The sequence below is a fragment of the Amycolatopsis sp. VC5-11 genome, from assembly GCF_037034185.1.
Lineage (GTDB): Bacteria > Actinomycetota > Actinomycetes > Mycobacteriales > Pseudonocardiaceae > Amycolatopsis > Amycolatopsis nivea.
Genome location: NZ_JBAGKF010000004.1, coordinates 72,367 through 94,464, shown reverse-complemented (window position 1 = coordinate 94,464; position 22,098 = coordinate 72,367). Strand labels below are relative to the sequence as shown.

19 protein-coding genes are annotated in these 22,098 nt (G+C 68.5%); 11 read left to right on the top strand and 8 right to left on the bottom strand.

What is annotated here, in order from left to right; genetic code table 11:
• The first annotated feature begins 71 nt into the window (after positions 1 to 71).
• Positions 72 to 980 carry a LysR family transcriptional regulator gene (locus WA670_RS15260; protein WP_336158069.1) on the top strand — a complete coding sequence of 303 codons (909 nt, stop codon included), beginning with the start codon at positions 72 to 74 and terminating at the stop codon, positions 978 to 980.
• A gap of 166 nt (positions 981 to 1,146) precedes the next feature.
• Here the strand turns inward: WA670_RS15260 and WA670_RS15255 are convergent, their stop codons facing one another.
• The gene (locus WA670_RS15255) at positions 1,147 to 1,800 is read right to left on the bottom strand and encodes a TetR/AcrR family transcriptional regulator (protein WP_336158068.1); all 654 of its coding nucleotides are present in this window, start codon (positions 1,798 to 1,800) and stop codon (positions 1,147 to 1,149) included.
• A 131-nt stretch (positions 1,801 to 1,931) separates the two neighbouring features.
• Here WA670_RS15255 and WA670_RS15250 point away from each other — a divergent pair, with 131 nt between their 5' ends.
• Both WA670_RS15250 and WA670_RS15245 read left to right on the top strand, forming a co-directional pair.
• Entirely contained in the window at positions 1,932 to 2,870 is a 939-nt protein-coding gene (locus tag WA670_RS15250; protein ID WP_336158067.1) for an alpha/beta hydrolase, read from the top strand.
• A 217-nt stretch (positions 2,871 to 3,087) separates the two neighbouring features.
• Positions 3,088 to 3,882, top strand: a complete 795-nt coding sequence (locus tag WA670_RS15245; RefSeq protein ID WP_336158066.1) for an NAD(P)-binding domain-containing protein — start codon at positions 3,088 to 3,090, stop codon at positions 3,880 to 3,882.
• An 870-nt stretch (positions 3,883 to 4,752) separates the two neighbouring features.
• Here WA670_RS15245 and dinB read toward each other — a convergent pair.
• Positions 4,753 to 5,970: a DNA polymerase IV gene (gene dinB / locus WA670_RS15240; protein ID WP_134663346.1), complete on the bottom strand. Its 1,218-nt coding sequence runs from the start codon at positions 5,968 to 5,970 to the stop codon at positions 4,753 to 4,755.
• A gap of 98 nt (positions 5,971 to 6,068) precedes the next feature.
• Here dinB and WA670_RS15235 point away from each other — a divergent pair, with 98 nt between their 5' ends.
• On the top strand, positions 6,069 to 6,647 hold the full coding sequence (locus WA670_RS15235) for an HAD family hydrolase (protein ID WP_134732755.1): 579 nt from the start codon (positions 6,069 to 6,071) through the stop codon (positions 6,645 to 6,647).
• Here WA670_RS15235 and WA670_RS15230 read toward each other — a convergent pair.
• Positions 6,644 to 8,140 carry a serine/threonine-protein kinase gene (locus WA670_RS15230; protein WP_336158065.1) on the bottom strand — a complete coding sequence of 499 codons (1,497 nt, stop codon included), beginning with the start codon at positions 8,138 to 8,140 and terminating at the stop codon, positions 6,644 to 6,646. The two genes, WA670_RS15235 and WA670_RS15230, sit on opposite strands and share 4 nt — an antisense overlap.
• A 136-nt stretch (positions 8,141 to 8,276) precedes the next feature.
• On the opposite strand from WA670_RS15230, the gene WA670_RS15225 reads away from it, so the two are divergent.
• The 3 genes from WA670_RS15225 (at position 8,277) to WA670_RS15215 (ending at position 12,354) form a co-directional block, all read left to right on the top strand.
• Positions 8,277 to 9,527: an MFS transporter gene (locus WA670_RS15225; RefSeq protein ID WP_037818365.1), complete on the top strand. Its 1,251-nt coding sequence runs from the start codon at positions 8,277 to 8,279 to the stop codon at positions 9,525 to 9,527.
• Between the two features lie 1,090 nt (positions 9,528 to 10,617).
• Positions 10,618 to 11,904: a GGDEF domain-containing protein gene (locus WA670_RS15220; RefSeq protein WP_336158064.1), complete on the top strand. Its 1,287-nt coding sequence runs from the start codon at positions 10,618 to 10,620 to the stop codon at positions 11,902 to 11,904.
• Between the two features lie 33 nt (positions 11,905 to 11,937).
• Positions 11,938 to 12,354: a VOC family protein gene (locus WA670_RS15215; protein WP_134663351.1), complete on the top strand. Its 417-nt coding sequence runs from the start codon at positions 11,938 to 11,940 to the stop codon at positions 12,352 to 12,354.
• Positions 12,355 to 12,389: 35 nt separating this feature from the next.
• On the opposite strand, the gene WA670_RS15210 is transcribed toward WA670_RS15215, so the two are convergent.
• The 5 genes from WA670_RS15210 to WA670_RS15190 form a co-directional block, all read right to left on the bottom strand.
• Positions 12,390 to 13,145, bottom strand: a complete 756-nt coding sequence (locus WA670_RS15210; protein WP_336158063.1) for an SDR family NAD(P)-dependent oxidoreductase — start codon at positions 13,143 to 13,145, stop codon at positions 12,390 to 12,392.
• Between the two features lie 68 nt (positions 13,146 to 13,213).
• Positions 13,214 to 14,056 carry an SCO6745 family protein gene (locus WA670_RS15205; RefSeq protein WP_336158062.1) on the bottom strand — a complete coding sequence of 281 codons (843 nt, stop codon included), beginning with the start codon at positions 14,054 to 14,056 and terminating at the stop codon, positions 13,214 to 13,216.
• 97 nt (positions 14,057 to 14,153) lie between these two features.
• Positions 14,154 to 15,170 (bottom strand): S1 family peptidase, encoded by a 1,017-nt coding sequence (locus tag WA670_RS15200; protein WP_043839525.1) that lies wholly within the window; start codon positions 15,168 to 15,170, stop codon positions 14,154 to 14,156.
• 186 nt (positions 15,171 to 15,356) lie between these two features.
• Positions 15,357 to 15,656, bottom strand: a complete 300-nt coding sequence (locus WA670_RS15195) for a GNAT family N-acetyltransferase (RefSeq protein ID WP_238608122.1) — start codon at positions 15,654 to 15,656, stop codon at positions 15,357 to 15,359.
• A 10-nt stretch (positions 15,657 to 15,666) separates the two neighbouring features.
• Complete coding sequence (locus WA670_RS15190) at positions 15,667 to 16,698, bottom strand: LacI family DNA-binding transcriptional regulator (RefSeq protein ID WP_336158061.1); 1,032 nt, start codon at positions 16,696 to 16,698, stop codon at positions 15,667 to 15,669.
• 129 nt (positions 16,699 to 16,827) lie between these two features.
• Here WA670_RS15190 and WA670_RS15185 point away from each other — a divergent pair, with 129 nt between their 5' ends.
• Genes WA670_RS15185 through WA670_RS15170 form a run of 4 tightly spaced genes read left to right on the top strand, consistent with a single transcriptional unit; the run spans position 16,828 to position 22,097 of the window.
• Positions 16,828 to 18,213 (top strand): ABC transporter substrate-binding protein, encoded by a 1,386-nt coding sequence (locus WA670_RS15185; RefSeq protein ID WP_336158060.1) that lies wholly within the window; start codon positions 16,828 to 16,830, stop codon positions 18,211 to 18,213.
• On the top strand, positions 18,210 to 19,160 hold the full coding sequence (locus WA670_RS15180) for a carbohydrate ABC transporter permease (RefSeq protein ID WP_336158059.1): 951 nt from the start codon (positions 18,210 to 18,212) through the stop codon (positions 19,158 to 19,160). Before WA670_RS15185 ends, WA670_RS15180 begins: the two co-directional genes overlap by 4 nt.
• 1 nt (position 19,161) lies before the next feature.
• Entirely contained in the window at positions 19,162 to 20,037 is an 876-nt protein-coding gene (locus tag WA670_RS15175) for a carbohydrate ABC transporter permease (protein WP_336158058.1), read from the top strand.
• A gap of 5 nt (positions 20,038 to 20,042) precedes the next feature.
• Entirely contained in the window at positions 20,043 to 22,097 is a 2,055-nt protein-coding gene (locus WA670_RS15170; RefSeq protein ID WP_336158057.1) for a glycoside hydrolase family 2 protein, read from the top strand.
• Position 22,098: the final 1 nt, after the last annotated feature.

Below are 22,098 nucleotides of genomic sequence, written 5' to 3'. Positions count from 1 at the left end.
CTCCAGGCTTGCCTCTGGAAGCGTGCACGTCCAACGAATCTTTCCGCACGAAACCGTTTAGTCTGGACTACATGATTGACCACCGGTTGCACGTCCTGCGAACCCTCGCCGAGTACGAAACCGTGACCGCGACCGCCGCCGCACTGCACCTGACCCCCTCTGCCGTCTCGCAGCAATTGCGTTTGCTGGCCCGGGATCTGGAGGTGGAACTCCTGGTACCGCAAGGCCGTCGAGTGCAACTGACCCCCGCCGCACACATCGTGCTCCGACACGCCGACGCCCTACGCCTGCAGTGGGAAGCAGCCCGCGCGGAACTCGCCGCGGAGGCCACTGAACTCCGCGGCACACTGCGCCTGTGCGGCGTCTCCTCCGCGCTGGCGACCCTCGCCGCCCCCGCCGTCGCCAGCCTGCGCCGGACGCATCCGTTGATAGAAACGCAAATCACCGAAGAGGAAAGCGCCGACTGCTACCGCCTCCTGCTCGCCGACGAAGCCGACATCGCCTTGGTCCTGCCCGGCCCGGAAGCACCGCCGGTCACCGATTCCCGCTTCGAACAGACCCCGTTGACGACCGACCGCCAAGACCTGCTCGTCGCCGCCACCCACCCCCTGGCGCGCCGCAAGGGAATCGAACTCGCCGAGGCGGCTGATCAGCCGTGGATCGTCAAGAAACACAACAACGACACTTATCCCTTGGTGACCGCAGCCTGCGCCGCCACCGGTTTCACGCCTCGGATCGTGCATGAGGTCAAGGAGTGGTACGCAGTTTCTGCCCTCGTCGCGGAAGGCCTCGGCGTGTGCCTGATGCCGAGGATCGTGCCATTGCCGGAGCACGCGGTTAAGCGGATTCCTTTGCTGGGCACGTCTATTCCTACCCGGCAATTGCTGACCGCGGTACGACGTGGCAGCAGCGGGCATCCTCTGGTCAGTGCAGGCCTTGCCGCACTGCGCGCCATTGCCTCGGGGAGGCCCTCCCGGTAGCCCGGTACGAACAGTGACCAACCGGGCTCTGAACTGCGCACCGCGGAACCACGCTTAACCCCAGCAAGCCATCGCCATCTCGTGGCTCAGCGCCCTGCGGTAGACATCCTCTGGCAGTCCTACCGCATTGTGCGATGTTGCCTCGGCGCGCAGTGGACCAGGCGCATCAAGGAATCTGAGCCTCAATCTGGGCCAAGTGACCGGCGACGATTTCTTCAAACGCCGCGCGGCGATCCGCCCCGAGGGGACGGACTTCGCGGGCGAAGAACGCCAACGCGGGGAAGCGTTCGGGATCAGCGCCGAGCACTGCGACGCGGAACTGTTCCAGACCCTGTTCGTACTCCTCGGCGGTGATGCTGCTGACGCCAGCCTCGGCGGCGATCAGGGCGGCGATGAGGACCACGAGGCGGTGGTACAGCACCGGGATCTGCTCGTCGGGAACCTCGGCCGCGCGCAGGGCCTGCAGCAATTCCTCCATGACCAACCGGGATCCGGTGCCGCCGGACGCGTAGCGGCCCCACACGGTGGCGAGTTGAGGTTGCTCTCCGAAGGCCTCGCGCAGGCACAGCGCCAGTGCGGTGACGCGCTGCTTCCAAGTGCCGTCCGGACGGTAGCCGTCCATGGCGGCCAGCAGGATCCGGTCCGCGACGGCGCGCAGCAGTTCGGTCTTGTTGCGGAAGTGCCGGTAAAGGCTGGAGGGATCGGTCCCGAGCGCGGCGGCGAGTTTTCGCACGCTGAACGACTCCGCGTCGCTCGTGCGCAGCAGGTCTTCCGCGGTGTCCAGGATCTCGTCGGTCGACCATCGCCTGCGACCGGTCATCTCTCGGCCCCTCTCGTCCGGCCCAGCATAACCTATGCACTTGGCAATGCACACACTGTGTGCATAATGAGGACAAGTCACTGGGGACACCACGACGCACCCGGCTTTCCGCCGGGAGGAAAGAAGGAACCATGGGAGAACCCGCTGCCCCGACGAGACCGCCGGAGCCGGACTACTCGGTGATCACGCCCGAGGAACTGCACGTCTACCGCGAGGCGGAGAACCGCTTCCGGGCTTCCAGCGCGGCGTACCCGATCATCGGAGAGCCGAGCCCCGATGCCGAGATCGAGTGGCGCGAGATCGCTCTGCCCGGCCGCGACCTGCCGGTCCGGGTCTACCGGCCGAGGCTGGAAGCCACACTGCCGTTGGTGGTCCATGTCCACGGAGGCGGCTTCGTGGGCACGGCGGCGCAGTGCGACTGGACCAACAGCCGTCTCACCGCGCGGCTTCCCGCCGTCGTCGTCTCGGTAGAACACCGCCTACTCGCACCCGACAGCCCGCTCGCGAACGCCGCGGACGACGGCTGGCATGTGCTCTGGCACCTGGTCCGGCACTCCGCGGAGTGGGGCATCGACCCCGCGCACGTGGCGGTTTTCGGCGAGAGCTGTGGTGCCCTTATCAGCGCACTAGCTGCCGTCCGCGCCAGGGAAGCCGGTCTCGAACTTAAGGCGCAGGTGCTGGTCAACCCGGTCGCCGACGTGACCGGCACGATGTTCGACTACCCCTCCGTCGCCGAGTACGCGTACCGCCCGAGCCCAGCCCTGTCGCTGTTGAAGCTCTTCCAGCGACTCGCCATCCCGCCTGGCACCGACGCCGCTGCCGTCTCCCCGTTGCACACCAACGATCTGAGCGGGCTGGCTCCAGCACTCGTGGTGGTGCCCACCCAGGACGCGGTCGCCGACCACGGCCGCCGCTACGCCGAGCGGCTGCGCGAGGCCGGAAGCCCCGTGCAGCTCTCCGAGTACCCGGGCGCGAAACACGCGTTCCTCACGTTGCCCGGGGTGGAACCGCAGGCCGAAGCCGCACAGGCGGAAATCCTCGCGTTCCTCGGCGCGGCTTTGGCGAAGTGACGGAGGATCAGGTGCACAACAACGCCCGGCTCGGTCTGGGTTGCCTGATCGTTGTCTGGGCCCAAAAACCGGTGTCCGGCGCGCTGCCACGACCTGGTGCCCGCCGGTTCGCCCGACGATCCGCGGCGTGCCTGCGAAGCGTCATTGCGCCGACAGCACAACGATCACCTCGCGACCATCTCGCAGTCGCCTCGCCACTGAGCGCCAGGCGACCGACATGACCCAGCATTCCCTGGAGGACAACAACATGCGGAAAATCGGCATCGTCGGCGTCGGCGAGATCGGCAAGGCTCTCGTCGAAGGCATCCGGCACGAAAACGGTGCGGCAGCGGAAATCTTCCTCTCCCCGCGAGGAGCCCGCACCGCCGCCGAACTGTCCGAACGTTTCGAGGGCGTCCAGGTGTGCGCCGACAACCAGGAGGTCGTGGACCGCGCGGACCTGGTGATCATCGCCGTGCGCCGCCAAGACCGCGACGAAGCGCTAGGCGGGCTCAAGGTGGCCGACGAGAAGGTCGTGGTCACCCTGATGGCCGGAGTCGGCATCGACGCTCTGCGCCGAACCCTCGGCACCGGCGCCCCGATCGTCCGCGCCATCCCGCTGCCCGCCGTGCGCGTTCGCCGGTCCGTCACCGTGACCACACCTCCGCATCCAGCGGTGGACGCTCTCTTCGACCAGTTGGGCGGGTCGTTGCCCGTCGCGGACGAGGACGCCTTCAACGTCTTCTCCGCCCTGACCGGGACTCTCACCGCCCACTACGCCTACCTCGCCACGCTCACCGCCTGGGCCGGCGAGCATGGCATCGCGACCGAGGTCGCCGAACGGTACGTGCGCGGTCTCTTCCAGAACGTCGGCCGCGCACTGGAGGACAAGAGCCGCTCGCTGGATCAGCTTGCCGCCGACCACGAGACACCTCAGGGAAACAACGAACGAATCCGCACGACGTGGTTCGGGCCAGCCAATGCCGAGGCCCTCGCCACAGCCCTGGACGGTCTGCTCGCTGACCTGAAATAGCGGCTTCCGGGCGAAGACCTGTTTCCGTGCCCTGGAACGGCCTGTCGCTCGCATGGATCTTGCCGGGCGGGGGATTGTGCCTCGGCACTCCCCCGTCCGCGCGTGCGATGACCGGAACGGACCACGGACGCCCGCGGGTGACGACTGCGGTCAACGACGTTGAGCCTGAACAAGATCAGCTCACCGGAACCGCACCGGCCCAGCAGCCGCAGCTCCGGGTTTCGTGAGGCACGCCGCACCTGCTCGTGTTTCTGGGGCACGCCGCACCTGTTCGTCCAGTCGTCGCCCCACTCGCTGCCCGCAGCAACAGGATTCCCCGGTGGTACTCGGCACCTGGTTTTCCAGGAGCCGCTGACCGAGCACCCGCAGCACCGGATCCCCGGAGCCACACAGGACCTCGCCCTCCGGCAGCCGCCCCGCCCAGCACCCACAACACCGGACTCCCAAGGCCGCACAGCACCTCCTCCAGGTGCCGCGTCACCTTGGCCCGGCGGCTGCAGAGCGGCGGCTGGACTCGGCACCGGTTTCGGTGGCGCCGCCGAAACCGAGCCAGTCCATACCGGATCCGAAGAACGGCCGCCCGGAGCGCGGTCTCCGACTACGGCCAAGTGCAGCCATATCGGGTCGGCGCAAGCCACCGCACTCAGATCCCGGCCAGCCAAAATTCCGCCCAGCATCCAGCTGTCCCGGGATTACCCGCCCGGTTCGGGTACCAGCCCTCGCGGAATCACCACGCTCACTAGATCCGGCAGCACAGGCATCCATTCCGGATGCCGGGCAACGACCTCCCGCACTCTCACACGCGGAGCGTGCTGTCGCGCAAAGTCGTCCGGACCCACGGCGAAGTACCCGCGGGACCACCGCGTTCGATTAGTCCGGCAGCATAGGCATCTCCATCCCCGCCTCATGGCTCAGCAGCGCCGCTCGGGTCAGCGCGGCCGCGCCGAAGCGGTCTCGTAGCGCGTCCACTGCTGAGTCCAGCGCAGTCGCCTCCGCGGACAGCGCTGGGCTGGACGGTTGATCCAGCGGCAGCGCCAACTGCACCGCGCCGTGGCTGTCGAGGTTCGAGAACGACAGGCCCAGCAACGTCAAACCCCGGTCGTACACCAGCGGTTGCGCCGCGGACAGCAGGCCGCGGGCGGCGCAGAGCAGGGTTTCCGTGTGGTCGGTGCTGTCGGCGAGCGTGTGCGACCTCGTGGCGCGGGTGAAGTCCGCGAAGCGCATTCGCAGCACCACCGTCCGGCATACCCGCGACGCGCCGCGCAGCCGACGGGCCAATCGGTCCACAATAGACACCACGATCTCGTCCAGTTCGGCCGGAGAGCGGGAGCGGCGGCCCAGCGCGCGTTGCGAGCCGATTGAGCGGCGACGTTTTCCTGGTTGAACCGCGCGCGGGTCGCGGCCGTGTGCCAAGGCGTGCAGGTGACGGCCCGAACCTGGGCCCAGCATGGAGACCAGCGCGGCCTCGGGCAGTTCGGCGACCTGGCGCACGGTGCGGACGCCGCGTTCCCGCAGCTTCGCCGACGTCACCTTTCCCACTCCCCACAACCGCTCCACCGGCAGCGGGTGCAGGAATTCCAGCTCCTGATCTGGCGGCACCACCAGCAAACCGTCCGGTTTCGCGACGCCGCTCGCCACCTTCGCCAGGAACTTCGTGCGCGCCACCCCTACCGTGATCGGCAGCCCGACCTGCGCCAGCACCTCCGCGCGCAGGCGTACCGCGATCTCCGACGGACGTCCGGCAATCCGCCGCAGACCGCCGACGTCCAAGAAAGCTTCGTCGATCGACACTCCTTCCACCGCCGGCGTCGTCTGCCGGAACACCTCGAACACCGCCTTGCTCGCCGCGCTGTAGACCGGCATCCGCGGCGGCACCACCACGGCATGCGGGCACAACCGCCTGGCCTGCGCCCCGCCCATCGCGGTGCGCACGCCCAACGCCTTGGCCTCGTAGCTCGCGGCCAGCACCACGCCACCGCCCACGATCACCGGCCTGCCGCGCAGCCGGGGATCGTCGCGCTGCTCGACCGAGGCGTAGAACGCGTCGAGATCGGCGTGGAGGATCGGTCCTTCGCTCGTCACGAACATATGTTCGCATCGAACACCGACAAAAACCGCGATCCGTTCACTCGAACGGAGTAGGAAAATCTCCCGAAGCCCGGACGGAACGCGCTAACCTCTCCCCCGTGCGGCTCGTCCTGTTCGACCTCGACACCACGCTCGTCGATCGCGCGGAGGGATTCCGCCGCTGGGCGTGGGAGTTCTGCGCGGAACACCGGCTCGCCGACGCGGACGCCGCGTGGCTCATCACCGCCGACGACCGCGGGCGCGCCGACCGGGCGACGTTCTTCAAAAACCTTCGCGAGCGCTTCGACCTGCAAGAACCCGATCTCGAAGACGCCTACCGCGAACGCCATCCCGCCCTCGTCCCGGCCGCGCCAGGCGTGCTGGCCGGATTGCCCCGGCTGCGCGCGGCGGGCTGGCGGATCGGCGTCCTCGGCGAGGGCGAACCGCAGCTGTCCACGCTGCTGTGCACCGGAATCGCCGGACTCGTGGACGGCTGGGCGCTCGCCGGGCCGGACGGACTGTCCACATCGGACCCGAAGCTGTACGGGCTCGTCGCCGAACGCTGCGAGACCACGCTGGACGACGCCTGGTTCGTCGGCGCGGACGTCGGACCCGCCCGGTCCGCCGGATTGCGCACCGTGCGAGTCGGCCCGGACCGCGAACCCGCCGCCGCGATCGCGCTGCTGCTCGAGAGCTAGTTCTCCACGTCGATCTGCCAGGTGCCGTTGCGCTGCGACATCGTGTAGCGGTGCGTCTCGGTCGTCGGGCCGCCGCCGGCGCGGTGATAGGTGATCACCGCGGTGAGCGTGTTCTCACCGGTGACCTTCACGTCGTTCGCGGTCACCGAACTGAACCGGCTCCACCACGCCTTGTACTCGTCGAAAGTCTGATTTTTGTGCGCGGCACGGAACTTGTCGCTGATCATCGCCCAGCCGGCTTCCAGATTGCTCGGCAGGTACGAGAAGTAGGCACGCAGCGCGGAAGCCATCGCCTCGGGCGAGTTCGCCGCGGAACTGGAGGACGGAGGGCTGCTCGACGAGGACGGCGCCGACGGCTGCGTCGACGGTGACGGCTGCGACGCGGACGAGGTCGCCGGAGCGTTGGAAGCCGCGGAACTCTCGGCGGCGGGCGGCGGGTTCGCGGACGGGTTTTCGCCCCCGTGGTCGCGGGTGAGGACGACAGTGACGATCACGGCGATTACGACAAGCAGCGCGCCCGCCCCGGCGAAGATCATCCCGCGGCGTCTTCGGTCCGAACCCGCGGGCGGCGCGGCGGCGCCCGCGGCCGGAACCGCGACCGTGGTGGGCACGACCGGCGGTTTGGCGTCCGGAAGGGTCGGCGGTTCCGGGACCGCCACGACCGGGGTGACGCCGCCGTCGAGTTTGCGCAGTTCCGTGACGACCTCGGCCATCGACGGCCGGTCCTCCGGCTTGAGCTCCAGCAGCTTCAGCAGCAGCGGCTCCAGCTTCCCGGCCTGTTTCGGCGGGTTGATCGAACCGCTGGAAACCCGGTACAGCAAGGCGATCGCGTTGTCCGCGGTGCCGAACGGCGGGTCGCCCTCCACCGCCATGTACAGCGTCGCGCCGAGGGCGAACACGTCGGAGGCGAACGTCGCTTCCTCGCCGCGGGCGACCTCGGGCGCGAGGAACGCGGGCGTGCCGGAGATTTCGCCGGTCGCGGTGAGCGTGACGTCGCCGACCGCGCGGGAAATGCCGAAGTCGGTCACCTTGACCGTGCTGCCGTCGTCGCCGAGCAGGACGTTGCCCGGTTTGACGTCGCGGTGCACGATGCCCGCCCGGTGCGCGGCGGCGAGCACGCCCGCCAGCTGCACCGCGAACGGGATCGCCTCGTCGACGGTCAGCGGGCCGTCCTCGCGCAGTTTCACCGCGAGGCTGCGCGACGGCAGGTACTCCATGATCAGCCACGGACGGTCCTCGTGCTCGACCACGTTGAAGACCGAAATGGCGTTCGGATGCTGCAGCCGGGCGGCGATGCGGGCCTCGCGCATGGCGCGGTTGCGGGCTTCCTCGACCTTGTCCTCGCCCTGGTTCACGGGCATGAGGAGTTCCTTCACCGCGACGACGCGGCCGAGGATCTTGTCCTCCCCGCGCCAGACCATCCCCATCGCGCCGCTGCCGATCAGTTCGACGAGCTCGTAGCGACCGGCGACCTGCCGGCTCTCCTCGGTCAACGGAAAACCCTTCGGTGCGACATCATCCACGGACGGCGATCACCCAGTTTTCCACGGACGGCCGGAGCCGGATCCGCGACCCACCCGCGCCAGGCCGGGGTTGCTCCGGGTGGCCGAGTCACGACAGGGTGAGCACATGACCACGACAGCGCCGTCTTTCCGGAGTGTGTTCCGGATGGGCGAATTTCGTGCGCTCTGGCTCGCGCACGTATTGTCGGTGGCAGGTGATCAACTAGCACGAGTCGCGCTGACTGTGTTGGTGTTCAACCGAACGGCGTCCGCGGGTTGGGCCGCCGGGACGTACGCGCTCACCTATTTGCCGGACCTCCTCGGCGGTGCGCTCGGCGGGCTCGCCGACCGGTTCCCGCGCCGGACCGTGCTCGTGGTCGCGGATGTCGTGCGCGCATTGCTGGTCGCGTTGATGGCGATCCCCGGCATGCCCTGGCCGGTCGCCGCGGGACTGCTCGTGATCGTGCAACTCGCGGCCGGACCGTTTCAGGCGGCTCGGCAAGCGGTCCTGCCGGACATGCTGGGCGAGGAGAAACTGGCGACCGGTCAAGCGATTCTCTCCTCGACGTACCAGGCCGCGCTGGTGATCGGCTTCGGCGCGGGCGCCGCGGTGGTCGCGTGGCTCGGGGTTTCGGGCGCGCTGTGGGCGGACGCGGTGACGTTCGCGGTGTCGGCAGCCGCGCTGCGCTGGGGCTTGCGGCTGTACCCGGTTTCGAAGGTGACCGCGCACGCGCCGCAATGGGCGTCGCTGAAGGCTGGTTGCCGGCTCGTCGCGCGGGACCGGAAACTGCGGTCGCTGCTGGCGATCGCGTGCTGCTGCGGGTTTTACGTGGTGCCGGAGGGATTGGCGGTGCCCGTGGCCGCGCAACTCGGCGGCACGGGCGTGCTCGGCTGGCTGCTGGTCGCGAACCCGGTCGGGACGCTGCTCGGCGCGCTGCTGATCAGCCGGTTGCCGCGGGCACGGCAGGTGCGGTGGCTGGGCCCGCTCGCGGTGGCGAGCAGTCTCGTCCTGCTGCCGACCGGCTGGACGCCCGCGTTGCCGGTGGTCGTCGCGGTCTGGACGGTGTCCGGGATGTTCTCCGCGCACGACTTGATCACCCAGGTGCAGTACAGCCTCGCCGCGCCGCCGGAACAGCGCGGCCAGGTGATCGGGGTCGCGATCGCGGCGTTGCGGGCGGCGCAAGGCCTGACGATCGCGGCCGCGGGCGCGCTGGCACTGGCCTTCGCGCCGACGACGGTGGTCGCGATCGCCGCCGTCGCCGGGGCGGGGTGCGCCGCTCTGGCCGGGATCGCCTGGACGCGGGCGGTGCGAGCGGACCGCGCGGTGCGGCCCCGCCGAACTCCCCTCGACGGGGCCACCCCACCTCCCGCGCCGTAATCCGCAGGACGGGCGCGCCGCGGGACTGGCTTCGGTCACGTCCAGTTGTTGTCACGCATGCCCTCTCACCTCCTCGTAGGGCGGGCTGGGGGCGGTTCAGCGGGTCCAGTTGTTGTCGCGCACGGCGGGGCTCCTTTCTTGGCTTGAGGGGCGGTGGTTGCGGGGGTCAGCGGGACCAGTTGTTGTCACGCATGGGGGCGGCTCCTTTCGCGGTCGGGCGGTCGGTGGTCGCGAGATTCAGCGGGTCCAGTTGTTGTCGTGCATCGCGGGCGGCTCCCTTCTTGGCTCGACGGGCGGTGGTTGCGGGGGTCAGTGGGACCAGTTGTTGTCGCGCACGGGGGCGGTTCCTTTCGCGGTTGGGCGGTCGGTGTTGCGGGGCTCAGCGGGTCCAGTTGTTGTCACGCATCGCGGGCGGCTCCCTTCGCGGCTCGACGGGCGATGGTCGGCGGGACTCAGCGAATCCAGTTGTTGTCACGCACGGCGGTGGCTCCTTTCGTGGCTAGGCGGTCGGTGGTCGAGGGATTCAGCGGGTCCAGTTGTTGTCGCGCATGGCAGTTGTTCACCTCCTCCGCGCACATTTCGTGCAGGGATTTCAGCCGTCTCACCGAGTCCAGTTGTTGTCGCGCATCGAGAGCCCTCCTTTCCGCATCCCGGATTCCCTTCTCCGCCCCATTCACCAGTTGTTGTCCCGCACTGTGGGCACCTCCTCTCATCTGCGAAGACCGAAGTCTCGACCTCGAGTCGAGACCGCGAGGGAGACCGAGGTCACCGAAGAGCCGTCCAGTTGTTGTCGCGCACTGTTGTCACCTCCGTTTCAGAGTCGCGCCTTCGGCGGTTTTCGCACGTCATCGCCGGTCGGCTGGTCACCGAATGTGGCCATGGGGACTCAAATGGGACCCTCGTGGATCCCCTGGTCCGGCCCGGATTCGGAGCAGCTGGTCACTACTCACAGTGGCCACCTCCCCTCGCCGGCCGTCTGGCGCTGGGCTGACCGGGCGAAATCGCCCCGGGGCTTCCCAGAGTCCGGACGACAGGCAGCACACAACGCGCCTCGTCGTTTACCGTAGAAGCCAATCGGGTGAGGTGAAGAGTGCGCGGACGAGTTGCCGGGTGGTTCACAGACTGGCGCCTATGGCGGCTGCCCTCTCACGTCCGCATGTATGTGCTGCTGGTGAACGTCGTGGCGGTGGGCACCACCCTCGCCACCGCGTGGCTCGCGCCGGTGCGTCAGATCGACCTGGTCCGCTTCGGGGTTCTCGCCGTGTGCGCGGCGCTCGCGATCGAGGCGACCCGGCACATCGAACGGCAGCGCGAGTACAGCCGAGCACCCACCGTCGCGTACGTCGACACCAAGGCTGTGTGGAGCATCGCCGCCGTAGTGGCGCTGCCGGCGATCCTCGCGTCGGCGATGGTCGTGCTCACCTACGCCGTCGCCTGGTGGCGGATCTGGCCGCGCGAACGGCCGGTCCTGCCGCACCGCTGGATTTTCTCCTGCGCGTCCGTCCTGTGCGGGACGCAAGCCGCCGTCGCGGTGCTCGCGCTCGGGATGCACGAGTACCCGGGAGTGCTCGCCCACGGCTTCGGGCCCGGCCTGGTCGACCTGATCGTCTTCGTTCTCGCCGCCGGGCTGCGCTGGGCGATCAACACCGCGCTCGTCATGGTCGCGATCGCGCTGTCGAGCCCGCCACGGTCGTTCGCCGACCTGTTCTCCGGTTTCGGCGACCAGCTCCTCGAAGCCGGCGCGATCGGCCTCGGCCTGGTCACCGCTGCGCTCCTGCTGCTGGCCAACCCGCTGATCCTGGCGGGCGTCGTGATCGCGCTCGTGGCGTTGCACCGCGGGCTGCTGCTCACCCAGTTCCAGCGCGACGCGCGCACCGACGTCACCACCGGGCTCGCCACCAAACGCTGGTGGCGCACGGTCGCCGAGCGCTACCTCGAACGCGCGCGGGCGAACCAGGACAGCGTCGGCGTGCTGCTGCTGGACCTCGACCACTTCAAGGCGATCAACGACACCTACGGCCACCCCACCGGCGACCTGGTGCTGCGGGAGATCGCCCTCTCGCTGCGCGACGAGGTCCGCGAGCAGGACGTGTGCGGCCGCTGGGGCGGCGAGGAGTTCGCGATCGCGCTGCCGGACATCCCGAGCGCCGAACACCTCGGCCACATCGCCGACCGCATCCGGCGGCGGATCCCGCAGGTGGTCGTCGCGCTGCCGGACCAGGATTCGGTGATCAGCGACCTGACCGTCTCGATCGGCTGCGCGCTGTACCCGGCGAAGCACCTCGCCAGCGTCGACGACGTGCTGGTGGCCGCCGACGCCGCGCTGTACCGCGCCAAGCAGGCGGGCCGCAACCGCGTCGAGCTGGCCAGCGCTTGACCGCCTGCTCAGGCCACCGCTAAAACTCGTCTCATGGACTGGACTCTCGAGGTCGTCGTCGTTCCAGTAACCGATGTGGACCGGGCGAAAGCGTTCTACGTCGACCAGGTCGGCTTCCGCCTCGACCACGACATCAACCCCGGACCGGGCCAGCGCCTGGTGCAGCTGACGCCGCCCGGATCCGGCTGTTCGATCGTGCTGGGCAAGGGCATGGTCCCGGACATGCCGCCGGGTTCGCTGAAGGGTCTGCAGCTCGTCGTCGCCGACGTCCGGAAGGCTCGCGAGGAGCTGGTCGCACGCGGCGTCGACGTCGGCGAACTCCAGGTCTACGGCTCAGACCCGGGCACCGGCGCGCTCGAAGACCTCGACAACATCGGGTTCATCCACTTCGCCGACCCCGACGGCAACAGCTGGGCCGTCCAGCAGATCTCCGCGCGCGCCAAGAGTTGACCCTCGACCACGGCAACCGCCCGTGTCGAACCGGCCTAATCCACCAGCGCACCACAGCTGACGTTCACCGTCGCGGCCGTCATCGTGCGGGCGCGATCGGACGCGACAAACGCCGCTACCGCACCGACATCGGCCAGCGTTGCGGTGCGGCCGAGCATGGTCGGTTCGGCGAGTTCCGCACTCAGTTCCTCGGCACCGGGGAAGTCCGCGGGGATCGTTTCCGGGACACCGCCGGTCCGAAGGGTCACCGTGCGCACGCCGTACCGGCCGAGTTCGGCGGCGAGTTGTCGACGCATCGCTTCCAGCGCGGCGAAGCCGACCTGCAGACCTCCGACCGCGTGGTTGCGCACCGGGTCGCCGTCGCCGCCGAAGAGGAGGACTACGCCGTTGCCTTGGCGTTTCATGTGTCGACCCGCAGCGCGCATCGTCAGGAAGGTGGTGCGCACGCCGTTGACTACCGGTTGTTCGTAGTCGGCCAACGACATCTCGACCATCGGAGTCCCCTGGACGTCGCCGTGGCTGATCACGTTCACCGAGATGTCGAGACTGCCCGCAGCCTCGACCACTGCGTCGGCATGCGCGTCGACAGATTTCTCGTCGAGCGCGTCGACTACGGCGACGTCGGCGCGCCCGCCAGCAGCGCGGATCTCCCCGGCGACTCGGTCCAGCTTCTCGCGAGTACGTCCGGCCAGGAAGACCCGCGCGCCTTCCTCCGCGAACGCTCGCGCGAACGCACCGCCGATTCCTCCGCCAGCGCCGTACACAACCGCGTTTTTGTCTTCGAGCAGCACCTTCCGGGCTCCCTTCTCGTGCCTGTCACCAATGCGTCGAGCGGGGAACCGGGAAATCGACACCGTTCTCAGGGACGTTCCGCACCCATCGGATTCGGAATAGGCACACCTCCGTTGTCGATGATCCGTCGGCTCAACGGGATTGCCAGGTCCAGCAGCCGGTCGACGCCTTCCGGACCCAAGGCTTCGAGCGGAGCAGCGGCCAGGCGGTCGGTGGTTTCCTCGATGGTCCGGCGGACTTCCGCACCCGCTGGGGTCAACCCGCCAGCGTCGAGCAGACCGTGATCGACCAGGTTTGCCGTTGCCTCGGACCATTCCTCGTCGGTCCACCCTCGGGCGCGCTGGACTTGCTCGCGGCTGGTGGCTCCGGTGGCGATGTGGGTGAGGGTGGTTTCCAGCCCGGTCAGCCCGGAGGCGACTGCAGCCAGGACGTGGCCGTCGCCCCGGTGTTCGCGCAGGACGGCAGTAGCGAGCCACAACCGGGCCAGCGGCCGGTCTGGACGAGGCACCGCGGACCAGGCCGCGGCGAGTGGCCGGGCATCGAATTGGCAGGCGGTGACGGCTTGTTCCAGCAGCGTGACCAGTTCGTCCACAGTGGACGGACCGAGGAGTCGCGTCAACGTCGCTTCGACCGCTTCCACCCGCGTGCGCACAACATCGGCGGGAGAAGCGAACGTCCACGCGTCCGGCAGCGCTCGCTCGACCATCCGCGGCGCGAACCCGAAGAACATCGACGTGACCGGTTCCGGGCCGATCGGACCGAGTGGCGCCGCCCGGCCCGCGAAGTAGCCCATCCACCAACCGCGCAAGCCGATGTCCTTAGCCGCCGCGGCGGGTTCCGGGGCAAAGTAGACGACTGCGTGGAGGGGTTCTATGGCGGTCCAAAGGTTTCGGGCCGGGTTCGGCTTCATGCGGAAAACTCTAAGCCCCGGGTACGACAAAAACCGCCGCACAGAAAGAAGCCCGCCGCCCCGGAAGGGGGACGGCGGGCCGTGGAACCGATAAACCTCAGGCGAGCTCGAGGCCGTAGGACTGCAGTTCCAGAGTCAGCGGGTAGAAGTAGCTGGTCTGGGTGTCGCCGCCGGAGAGGGTGCCGAGGCCCTTCTCGCCGTCGTACGCCGGGCCGCCCGAGTCGCCGTGGTCGGTGTGGGCGGTGGTGCCGAACTCGTGGTTCAGGACGCCGACGTCGAAGTTGACCGACTCGTCCACCGAGGTGACCTCGCCGCTGCCGCCGCCGGTCGTCTGGCCCATCTTCTGGATCTGCTCGCCGACGGTCGGCGTGCCGGCGCTGGTGATCTGCTGGCCGGTGTTGATCGCGCCGGGACCGGAGCCGTTCGGGCGGGTCAGCAGGCCGGAGTCGGCTCCGGGGCAGTCGCTTTCGACGACCTGCGCGCCGGAAACGTCGCCGCCGGACCAGGTGCCGCCCTCGTTGGTGCAGTGGCCGGCGGTCAGCATGTACGGCTGGCCGCCCTTGGTCACGTTGAAGCCGAGGGAGCAGGTGAACTGGCCGTTGTTGATCGAGTCGCCGTCCGCGATGTAGGTGGCCAGCTTGCCCGAGCGGTGCTCGACGCGCGCCGCGTCGCCCAGCTTCGCCGCGGCCGCCGCGACCTTGTCCTTCGTGGCCTGGGACGCCGAGTCGTAGATCTTCACCACGACCTGGTTGGTCTTGGTGTCGATGCCCCACGACGTCTGCGGCACGTTCTTGACGGTGTCCATCTGGTTCTTCGCGCCGGTGAGGGCGGTGAAGCTGTGCTTGACGAGCTTCGTCGCGAAGCCCGCGGCCTTGGCCTTCTCCTGCGCCGCGGCGTCGGTGACGTTCAGGACCGCCTTGCCGCGTTCGAGGTAGATGCCGCCGTTTCCGGCGCCGAGCGTGTCGGCGACCTGCGTCGCCTGGGTGATCGCCTGTGCCTGCATCTGGGCGAACGCCATCGGGCTTGCCGAGGCGGCGTTCACGCACATGCCCGCGGTCAAGGCCGCGGCCGACAGTGCGGTGAATCCCGCGACGAGCGTCTTCCGGGAAGTCATGGATCTTCCTCCAGGTGGGCTGAACCGACCGGTGGGACGCCCCACACTTTTGTTGCCCGGCAACCAACGCGAAACCGACGAAGGTTGGTTAATAACCAAAAAATGCGGACCAATCGGACACCACTGCGCCGTTCGGGCCACCTGGAATACCCCGAACGGCGCCGCTGACCTGCGTCGCGACCTGGATCAATGCTGTCCGGGCCACCGGACGTGCTCGGCGTAGCCCTCGTTCTTGCGCAGATACCCGGCGATGAACGGGCACACCGGCACGATCACGCCGCCCCGCGCGACGACATCGTCCAGCGCGGCCTTCGCCAGCACCTTGCCGAGCCCGCGGCCGCCGAACTCGTCACCGATCTCCGTGTGCGTGAAGACGGTTTCGGTGTCCTTCGGGGTGAACTCGGCGAAGCCGGCGAGCTTGCCGTCCGCATACACTTCGTAGCGGTTTTCGCTGTCGTTGCGGGAAACGCTGGTCTCTTCGCTCATTCCCGCATCTTCACACACCACCGCCGGCGAGGCCCGATTCCGTGCTCTCCCTGGCAAGCACCGTGTGCGGCGCGACGAACTCCTCGGCAGGCAGCTCCGGGTTCTCGATCCGGGCGGCGAGGCGGGACACCGCGGTCCGGGCGATGAACGGAGTGTCCAGCGAGACGGTGCTCAACGACGGGCGGGAATAGCGGCCCTCCTCGATATCGTCGATGCCGATGATCGCGACGTCCTCCGGGACCCGCAGACCCGCGTCGAACACCGCTCGGATCGCGCCCATCGCGAGCAGGTCGGAATAGCAGAAAATCGCGTCCGGGCAAGGGGATTCGCGAAGCAGCGACGCCGTAGCCGCGTATCCGTCGGCCCGTCCGTAATGGGCTGCGGTGGCCTGCAACGCGTTCACCGGCTCAAGTCCGTGCTCGTCGAGCGCTTTGCGGAATCCCTCGGTGCGCTGCAACGGCGTCGAGTACGTCTCCTTCGGCTGGGCACCGATCGCCGCGATGCGCGTACGGCCGCGGTCGAGCAGATGCGTCGTCGCGTCGTGCGCCGCGACGACGTTGTCGATCGCCACGTGGTCGAAGCGGTTGTCGAAGACGTGCTCGCCGAGAAGGATCAGCGGCGACGAGCGGGCCGGGTCCACGTCGCGCAGTTCCTCGCTGGTCGCGAGCGGCGCGAACAGCATGCCGTCGAACAGGTTCCGCCTGCCCCCGCCGCGCAGCAGCTGGCGTTCCCGCTCGTGGTCGTGCCCGGTCTGGTCGATCATCACCTGGAAACCGAGGCTCGCGGCGGCGTCGATGACCTCGCGGGCGAGCTGGCTGAAGTACGGCACGTCGATCTCGGGCACCACCAGCGAGAGCAAGCCGGTCTTGCCGGTGCGCAGCGTGCGGGCGACCGGATTCGGGATGTAGCCGAGTTCGTCGATGGCACTCAGCACGCGCTGGCGCATCTTCTCGCTGACGTGCTCGTACCCGCTGACGACGTTCGACACCGTCCGCACGGAAACCCGCGCCCGGTCCGCCACGTCCCGCAACGTCGCCGCCATAAAACTCCTTCCGCCCGGAAAGTCATCCTACCTTTTGCAACGTGTGCAAGCATGTCGTACAGTTTGCCTACGTTGGCAAATCCGCGGCGCGCCTCGCCGCGTTGCCACCGTCCCGCACAAAGGAGTGCCATGAACCCCACTCTCCGACGGAGCGGACGGACAGCCCGCCTCCTTGCCCGCCGGGCCGGCGCCGTCGCCGCCGCGGCCCTGCTCACCGCCGGGCTGACCGGCTGCGGCCCGGACATCAGCTCCGGCGGTTCGGCGGCGGACAACGCCGTGCTGCAGGCGCCGTCCGAAGACGCGCCCAAAGGCGAAATCACGATCTGGGACCGCTCGGGCGACCTGTACAAGGTCTTCGACGCCGCGATCAAGAAGTTCACCGCGAAATATCCCGGCGTCACGGTCAAGCACGAGGCCGTCGACATCGACGGCAAGCTCCAGAACACGCTGATCACCGGCACCGACGTGCCCGACGGGGTCTTCCTCGACGACGCCAAGGTCGGCGGCTACGTCAGCCATCTCTGGAATCTCAAGGACGTGCTCGCGCCCTACACCAAGGACATCGCCAAGCAGAAGGTCGACGTCAACACCGTCAACGGCGGCATCTACGGCGTTCCTTTCGACCTCGACCCCGGGCTGCTGTTCTACAACGCGAAAGCGCTGAGCGCCGCCGGGATCGACCCGAACGGCATCAAGACCTACGCCGATCTGCTCACCGCGGCGAAGAAGTACCAGCAGTTCAAGCCGGGCGCGAAGCCGATCCACCTGGAACAGAACGCCTTCAACAGCCAGCTCCAGCTCGAGATGTTCGCCAGCCAGTTCGGCACCGGCCTCGCCGGCCCGGACGGCAAGCTGCGGCTGAATTCCGCGCCGTACCACCAGATCCTGACCTGGCTCGACACCGTGCGCAAGGAAGGGCTCGGCACCCGCGCGGAGTACCTCAAGCCCAGCGACGTGAGCGCGCTGGACTCCGGCGACGAGGTCTTCTACCCGTGGGCGATCTGGTTCGACTTCGCCCCGCAGCAGCAATTGACCGCGACGAAGGGCGATTGGCGGGCGATGCCGTTGCCCGCGTGGAACGCCGGCGGCGCACGCAGCGGTGCGATGGGCGGTTCGTCGTTCGTCATCCCCAAGGACGCCAAGAACCCGAAGCTGTCCTGGCTGTTCTACCGCTTCCTGATGTTCGACCAGGCGGGCTACACCGCGGTCTACGGCCCGAATGCGGTCTATCCGGGCGGACTGAACACGTCGGTGCCCGCCTACCTGCCCGCGGCCGATCCGGCGAAGCCGCTGTTCCGGCCGATCGACGCGATGGGCGGCCAGGACGTCTGGAAGACCGCCGTCGAAGCCGGCCGGGAAATCCCCGGCGGAGCGCCGATCCCGGCCTGGTGGTCGGGCGCGGTCGACTACCTCGGCACTGATCTGCAGAAGATGCTGGACGGCGCCCTGACTCCGCAGCAGGTGATCGACAAGGCGAGCAAAGACATCCAGACCAACCTGATCGACCGCAAATGACCACTCGCTCCGTTACCGCCGAGGCGAAGGTTTTCCGGGAACCGTCTCCGTCCGTCGGACCGCGGGCAGGAAAACCGCGGCGGCGCGCTTTCACGTGGCGCCGCCGCTTCGCCCCCTACCTGTTCGTACTGCCGTTCGTGCTGGTGTTCCTGGCTTTCAGCGTCTACCCGTTGTTCTTCACGCTGCGCCTGAGCTTCACTGACTGGCACGGCTCCGGCGCCGCGCACTGGATCGGTTTCGACAACTACCGATATCTGCTGACCAGCAACGGCTTCTGGTCGTCGCTGGGCAACTCCGGGGTGCTGTGGCTGCTGATCGTCCCGGCGCAGATCGTGCTGGCGGTGCTCGTGGCGGTGCTGCTCAACGCGATCAAACGGCTGCGCGGGTTCTACCGCGTGGCGTTCGTCGTGCCGTTCGTGACCCCGCTGGTCGCGGTCGCGCAGATCTGGATCGTGCTGTTCGACCAGAACAACGGCGCGGTGAACGCGGTGCTCGGCGCGGTCGGGCTGCCGCCGGTCGGCTGGCTCGTCACGAGCGGATGGGCGAAGCCGACGCTGGCGTTGCTGTTTCTCTGGAAGACCACCGGGTTCGTCGTGCTGATCGTCCTTTCTGGACTCCAGCAGATCGACCGGGGACTGTACGAAGCGGCCTCGCTCGACGGGGCGGGCCGGATACGGCAGCTGTGGTCGATCACCGTTCCGCTGCTGCGCCGGTCGCTGATGTTCAGCGTCGTGCTGCAGACGCTGGCGGTGTTCCAGATGTTCGCCGAGCCGTACGTGGTGACGCAGGGCGGGCCGTACACGTCGACCACCACCGCCGGGCTCTACCTCTACAACCACATCACCCACGCGGATCTCGGCACCGGGGCGGCGAACTCGTTCCTCCTGGTGATCATCGTGATGGCGGTGTCGCTGCTTTTCGTGCGGCTGCTGCGAGCGGAGGACTGACATGACCACCCTCGACGTCCGGGAGCGGCGGAAGTCCGCCCGCCCGCTGCTCGCCTCGCACGCGTTCCTGCTCGTGCTCACCGTCGCGCTGCTCGCACCGGTGGTGTGGGCGATCCTGTCCTCGTTCAAACCGGCGGGCGAGATCATCCGGAATCCGCTCGGATTCGACCCGGCGACGTTCACCCTCGCCAATTTCCGCGGGATGTTCCAGGACGTCCCGATCGGCAGCGGCTTTCTCAACACCGCCGTCGTGCTCGCGGCGAAGGGCGCGATCACGATGTTCTGCGCGCCGCTGGCGGCCTACGCGTTCGCGAAGTACCGGTTCGCGGGCCGGAACCTGATCTTCGGCGCGGTGCTGCTCACCTTGATGCTGCCGACGATCGTGCTCGTCATCCCGCTGCTGCTGGAGATGAAGGAACTCGGCTGGGTCAACACCTACCAGGCGCTGATCCTGCCCGGTTCGGTCGACGCGTTCGCGATTTTCTGGATGCGCCAGGTGATCGCGGCGGTGCCGGACGAACTGCTCGACGCGGCCAGGGTGGACGGCTGCGGCGAGTTCGGCATCTTCTGGCGCGTGGTCGTCCCGGCGATCCGGCCGGGGCTGGCCGGACTGGGCGTGCTGACGATCATGAACATCTACAACGATTTCGTCTGGCCGGTGGTGGCGGCCAGCTCCAGCCGGATGGCCACCCTCCAGGTCGTTCTCTCGACGCTCGCCCAGAACATCTCGGGCAACCGCGTGGGCTCGGATTACGCGACCGTCACCGGCGAACTGCTCGCCGCCGCGTCGATCGCGCTCGTTCCGCTCCTGATCCTGTTCATCGTGCTGCAGAAGCATTTCATCAACGGCATCCTCGCCGGAAGCGTAAAGGGCTGACACACATGACGATTGCCGAGAACGCCGCCGACCCGCGCAGCGAAGAGGCGGTTCCCCGGCCCGGGTACCCGCGCCCCGACCGGGACCGGTCGGCGCGGTGGCTGAGCCTCAACGGCCGTTGGCGGTTCATCGCCGACGACGGGGCTCCCGAGTCGATCATCGTTCCGTTCGCCTGGGAGACCGCTGCTTCCGGCGTGCAGCGGACCTGGCTGCCGCGCGCGGTCTATGCCCGTACGGTCACGGTTCCGCCGGAGTGGAGCGGACGCCGCGTGGTGCTGTGTTTCGGCGCCGTGCATCACCGGGCGGCCGTCTCGATCGACGGCGTGCCCATCGGCTCGCACGTCGGCGGGTACAGCTCGTTCGAGTTCGACGTCACCGACGTGCTCGAACCCGGCCGCCCCGCCGAGCTGACCGTGGAAGTCGAGGCACCGGCGGACAAACGCGAAATCCCGCACGGCAAACAGCGTTCGATCCCGCGGGACGACTACGACGGCGTTTCGTTCACGCCGACGTCCGGGATCTGGCAGAGCGTCTGGCTGGAGGCCCGCGGGCGCACGTACGCCGCCGAAGTTTCCGTGCGCAGCGATTCGCTGACCGGCTTCGACATCACCGGCGACCTCGCTGGCGACGCTCCGGAGACTGCGGTCGTGGTCGCTCAACTCGAAGGCCGCGAGACCGTCCTCCCGGTGCGCGACGGTCGGTTGTCCGGACGGCTGGACGTTTCCGACCCTCAGCTGTGGAGCCCGGAATCACCGCATCTGTACTCCATCGCGCTGACCGTCGGCGAGGGCGACGACGCCGACCGGCTGACCGTGACCGGTGGGCTGCGCCGGATCGAAACCCGCGGCGAAGCGTTGTATCTCAACGGAGAACGGCTGTACGTGCGCGGGGTGCTCGACCAGGGATATTGGCCGGAGAGCGGGCTCACCGCACCGGACGACGAAGCGCTGGTCCGCGACCTCGAACTGGCCCGGGAACTCGGTTTTTCCCTGGTGCGCAAGCATCTCAAGCCCGAGGAGCCGCGCTGGCTGCACCACGCGGACCGGATGGGGATGCTGGTGTGGGCCGAACCGCCCGCCCCCAGCAGGTTCAGCCCGGCCGCAGCCGCTGCTTTCGAGGCACAGCTGCCGGGCCTCGTCCGCCGCGACGGCAACCATCCCTCGATCGTCATCTGGGGGCTGTACAACGAAGAATGGGGCCTGGACTGGGACATCCCGGGCAGCCCCGAGCGCGCCGCCGCGGCAACGCACGCTTACGACCTCCTGCGCTCGCTCGACGACACCCGCCCGATCGTGGAGAACTCCGGCTGGGCGCACGTGAAGACGGATCTGGTCGACTGGCACTACTACGACGAAGACCCGCGCCGCTGGGCGGACAACCTCGCCGCGCTCGCGTCCGGCGAACGGGAGTCCTTCGAGGTCAAGCTCCGGGCGGACTTCCTTGTCGACAAATCGTTCTACGGCTCGGCCAGCTTCCCGCGTTCCGGAGTGCCGGTGCTGAACAGCGAATACGGCGCGGGGTTTACCAGCCTGGAACGAGCGTGGCACGTGCGCTGGCAGACGCAGGAAATCCGCAGGCACGACCGGTTTTCCGGGTACATCTACACCGAACTGACCGATGTGGAACACGAAATGGCGGGCCTGCTGGACGCACACCGGCGGCCCAAGGACTGGGGCGGGCTCGACCCGGCCGACGCGTTCGCGCCGACGACGCTGGTAGTCGACCTGGTCCCGGCGCACGCGGGCGCGGACCTGCCGGTTCCCGCGGAACCGCTGACTTTGGACGTGCACGTGTCGCACACCGGAACGGAACCGATCGCGGGAACACTGCACGCGGGGTGGGGAGCCGCTGGCTCGCGAACTCTCCCGGAGTCGATGAATTCCGTTTCCGCGCAAGCGAAACCGTTCCGGCTCAGCGACGCGTTCCCGCTGACCGTCCCCGCACCGGGCGGCCCGGCGCGGCTGCACCTGTGGCTGGAGACCGAAAGCGGGACAGCAGCGCGGACCTTCGTGGACGCGGCCGTGGTGGAGGAATTGAACCGGCGCGGCGCGCGGGAGTGAC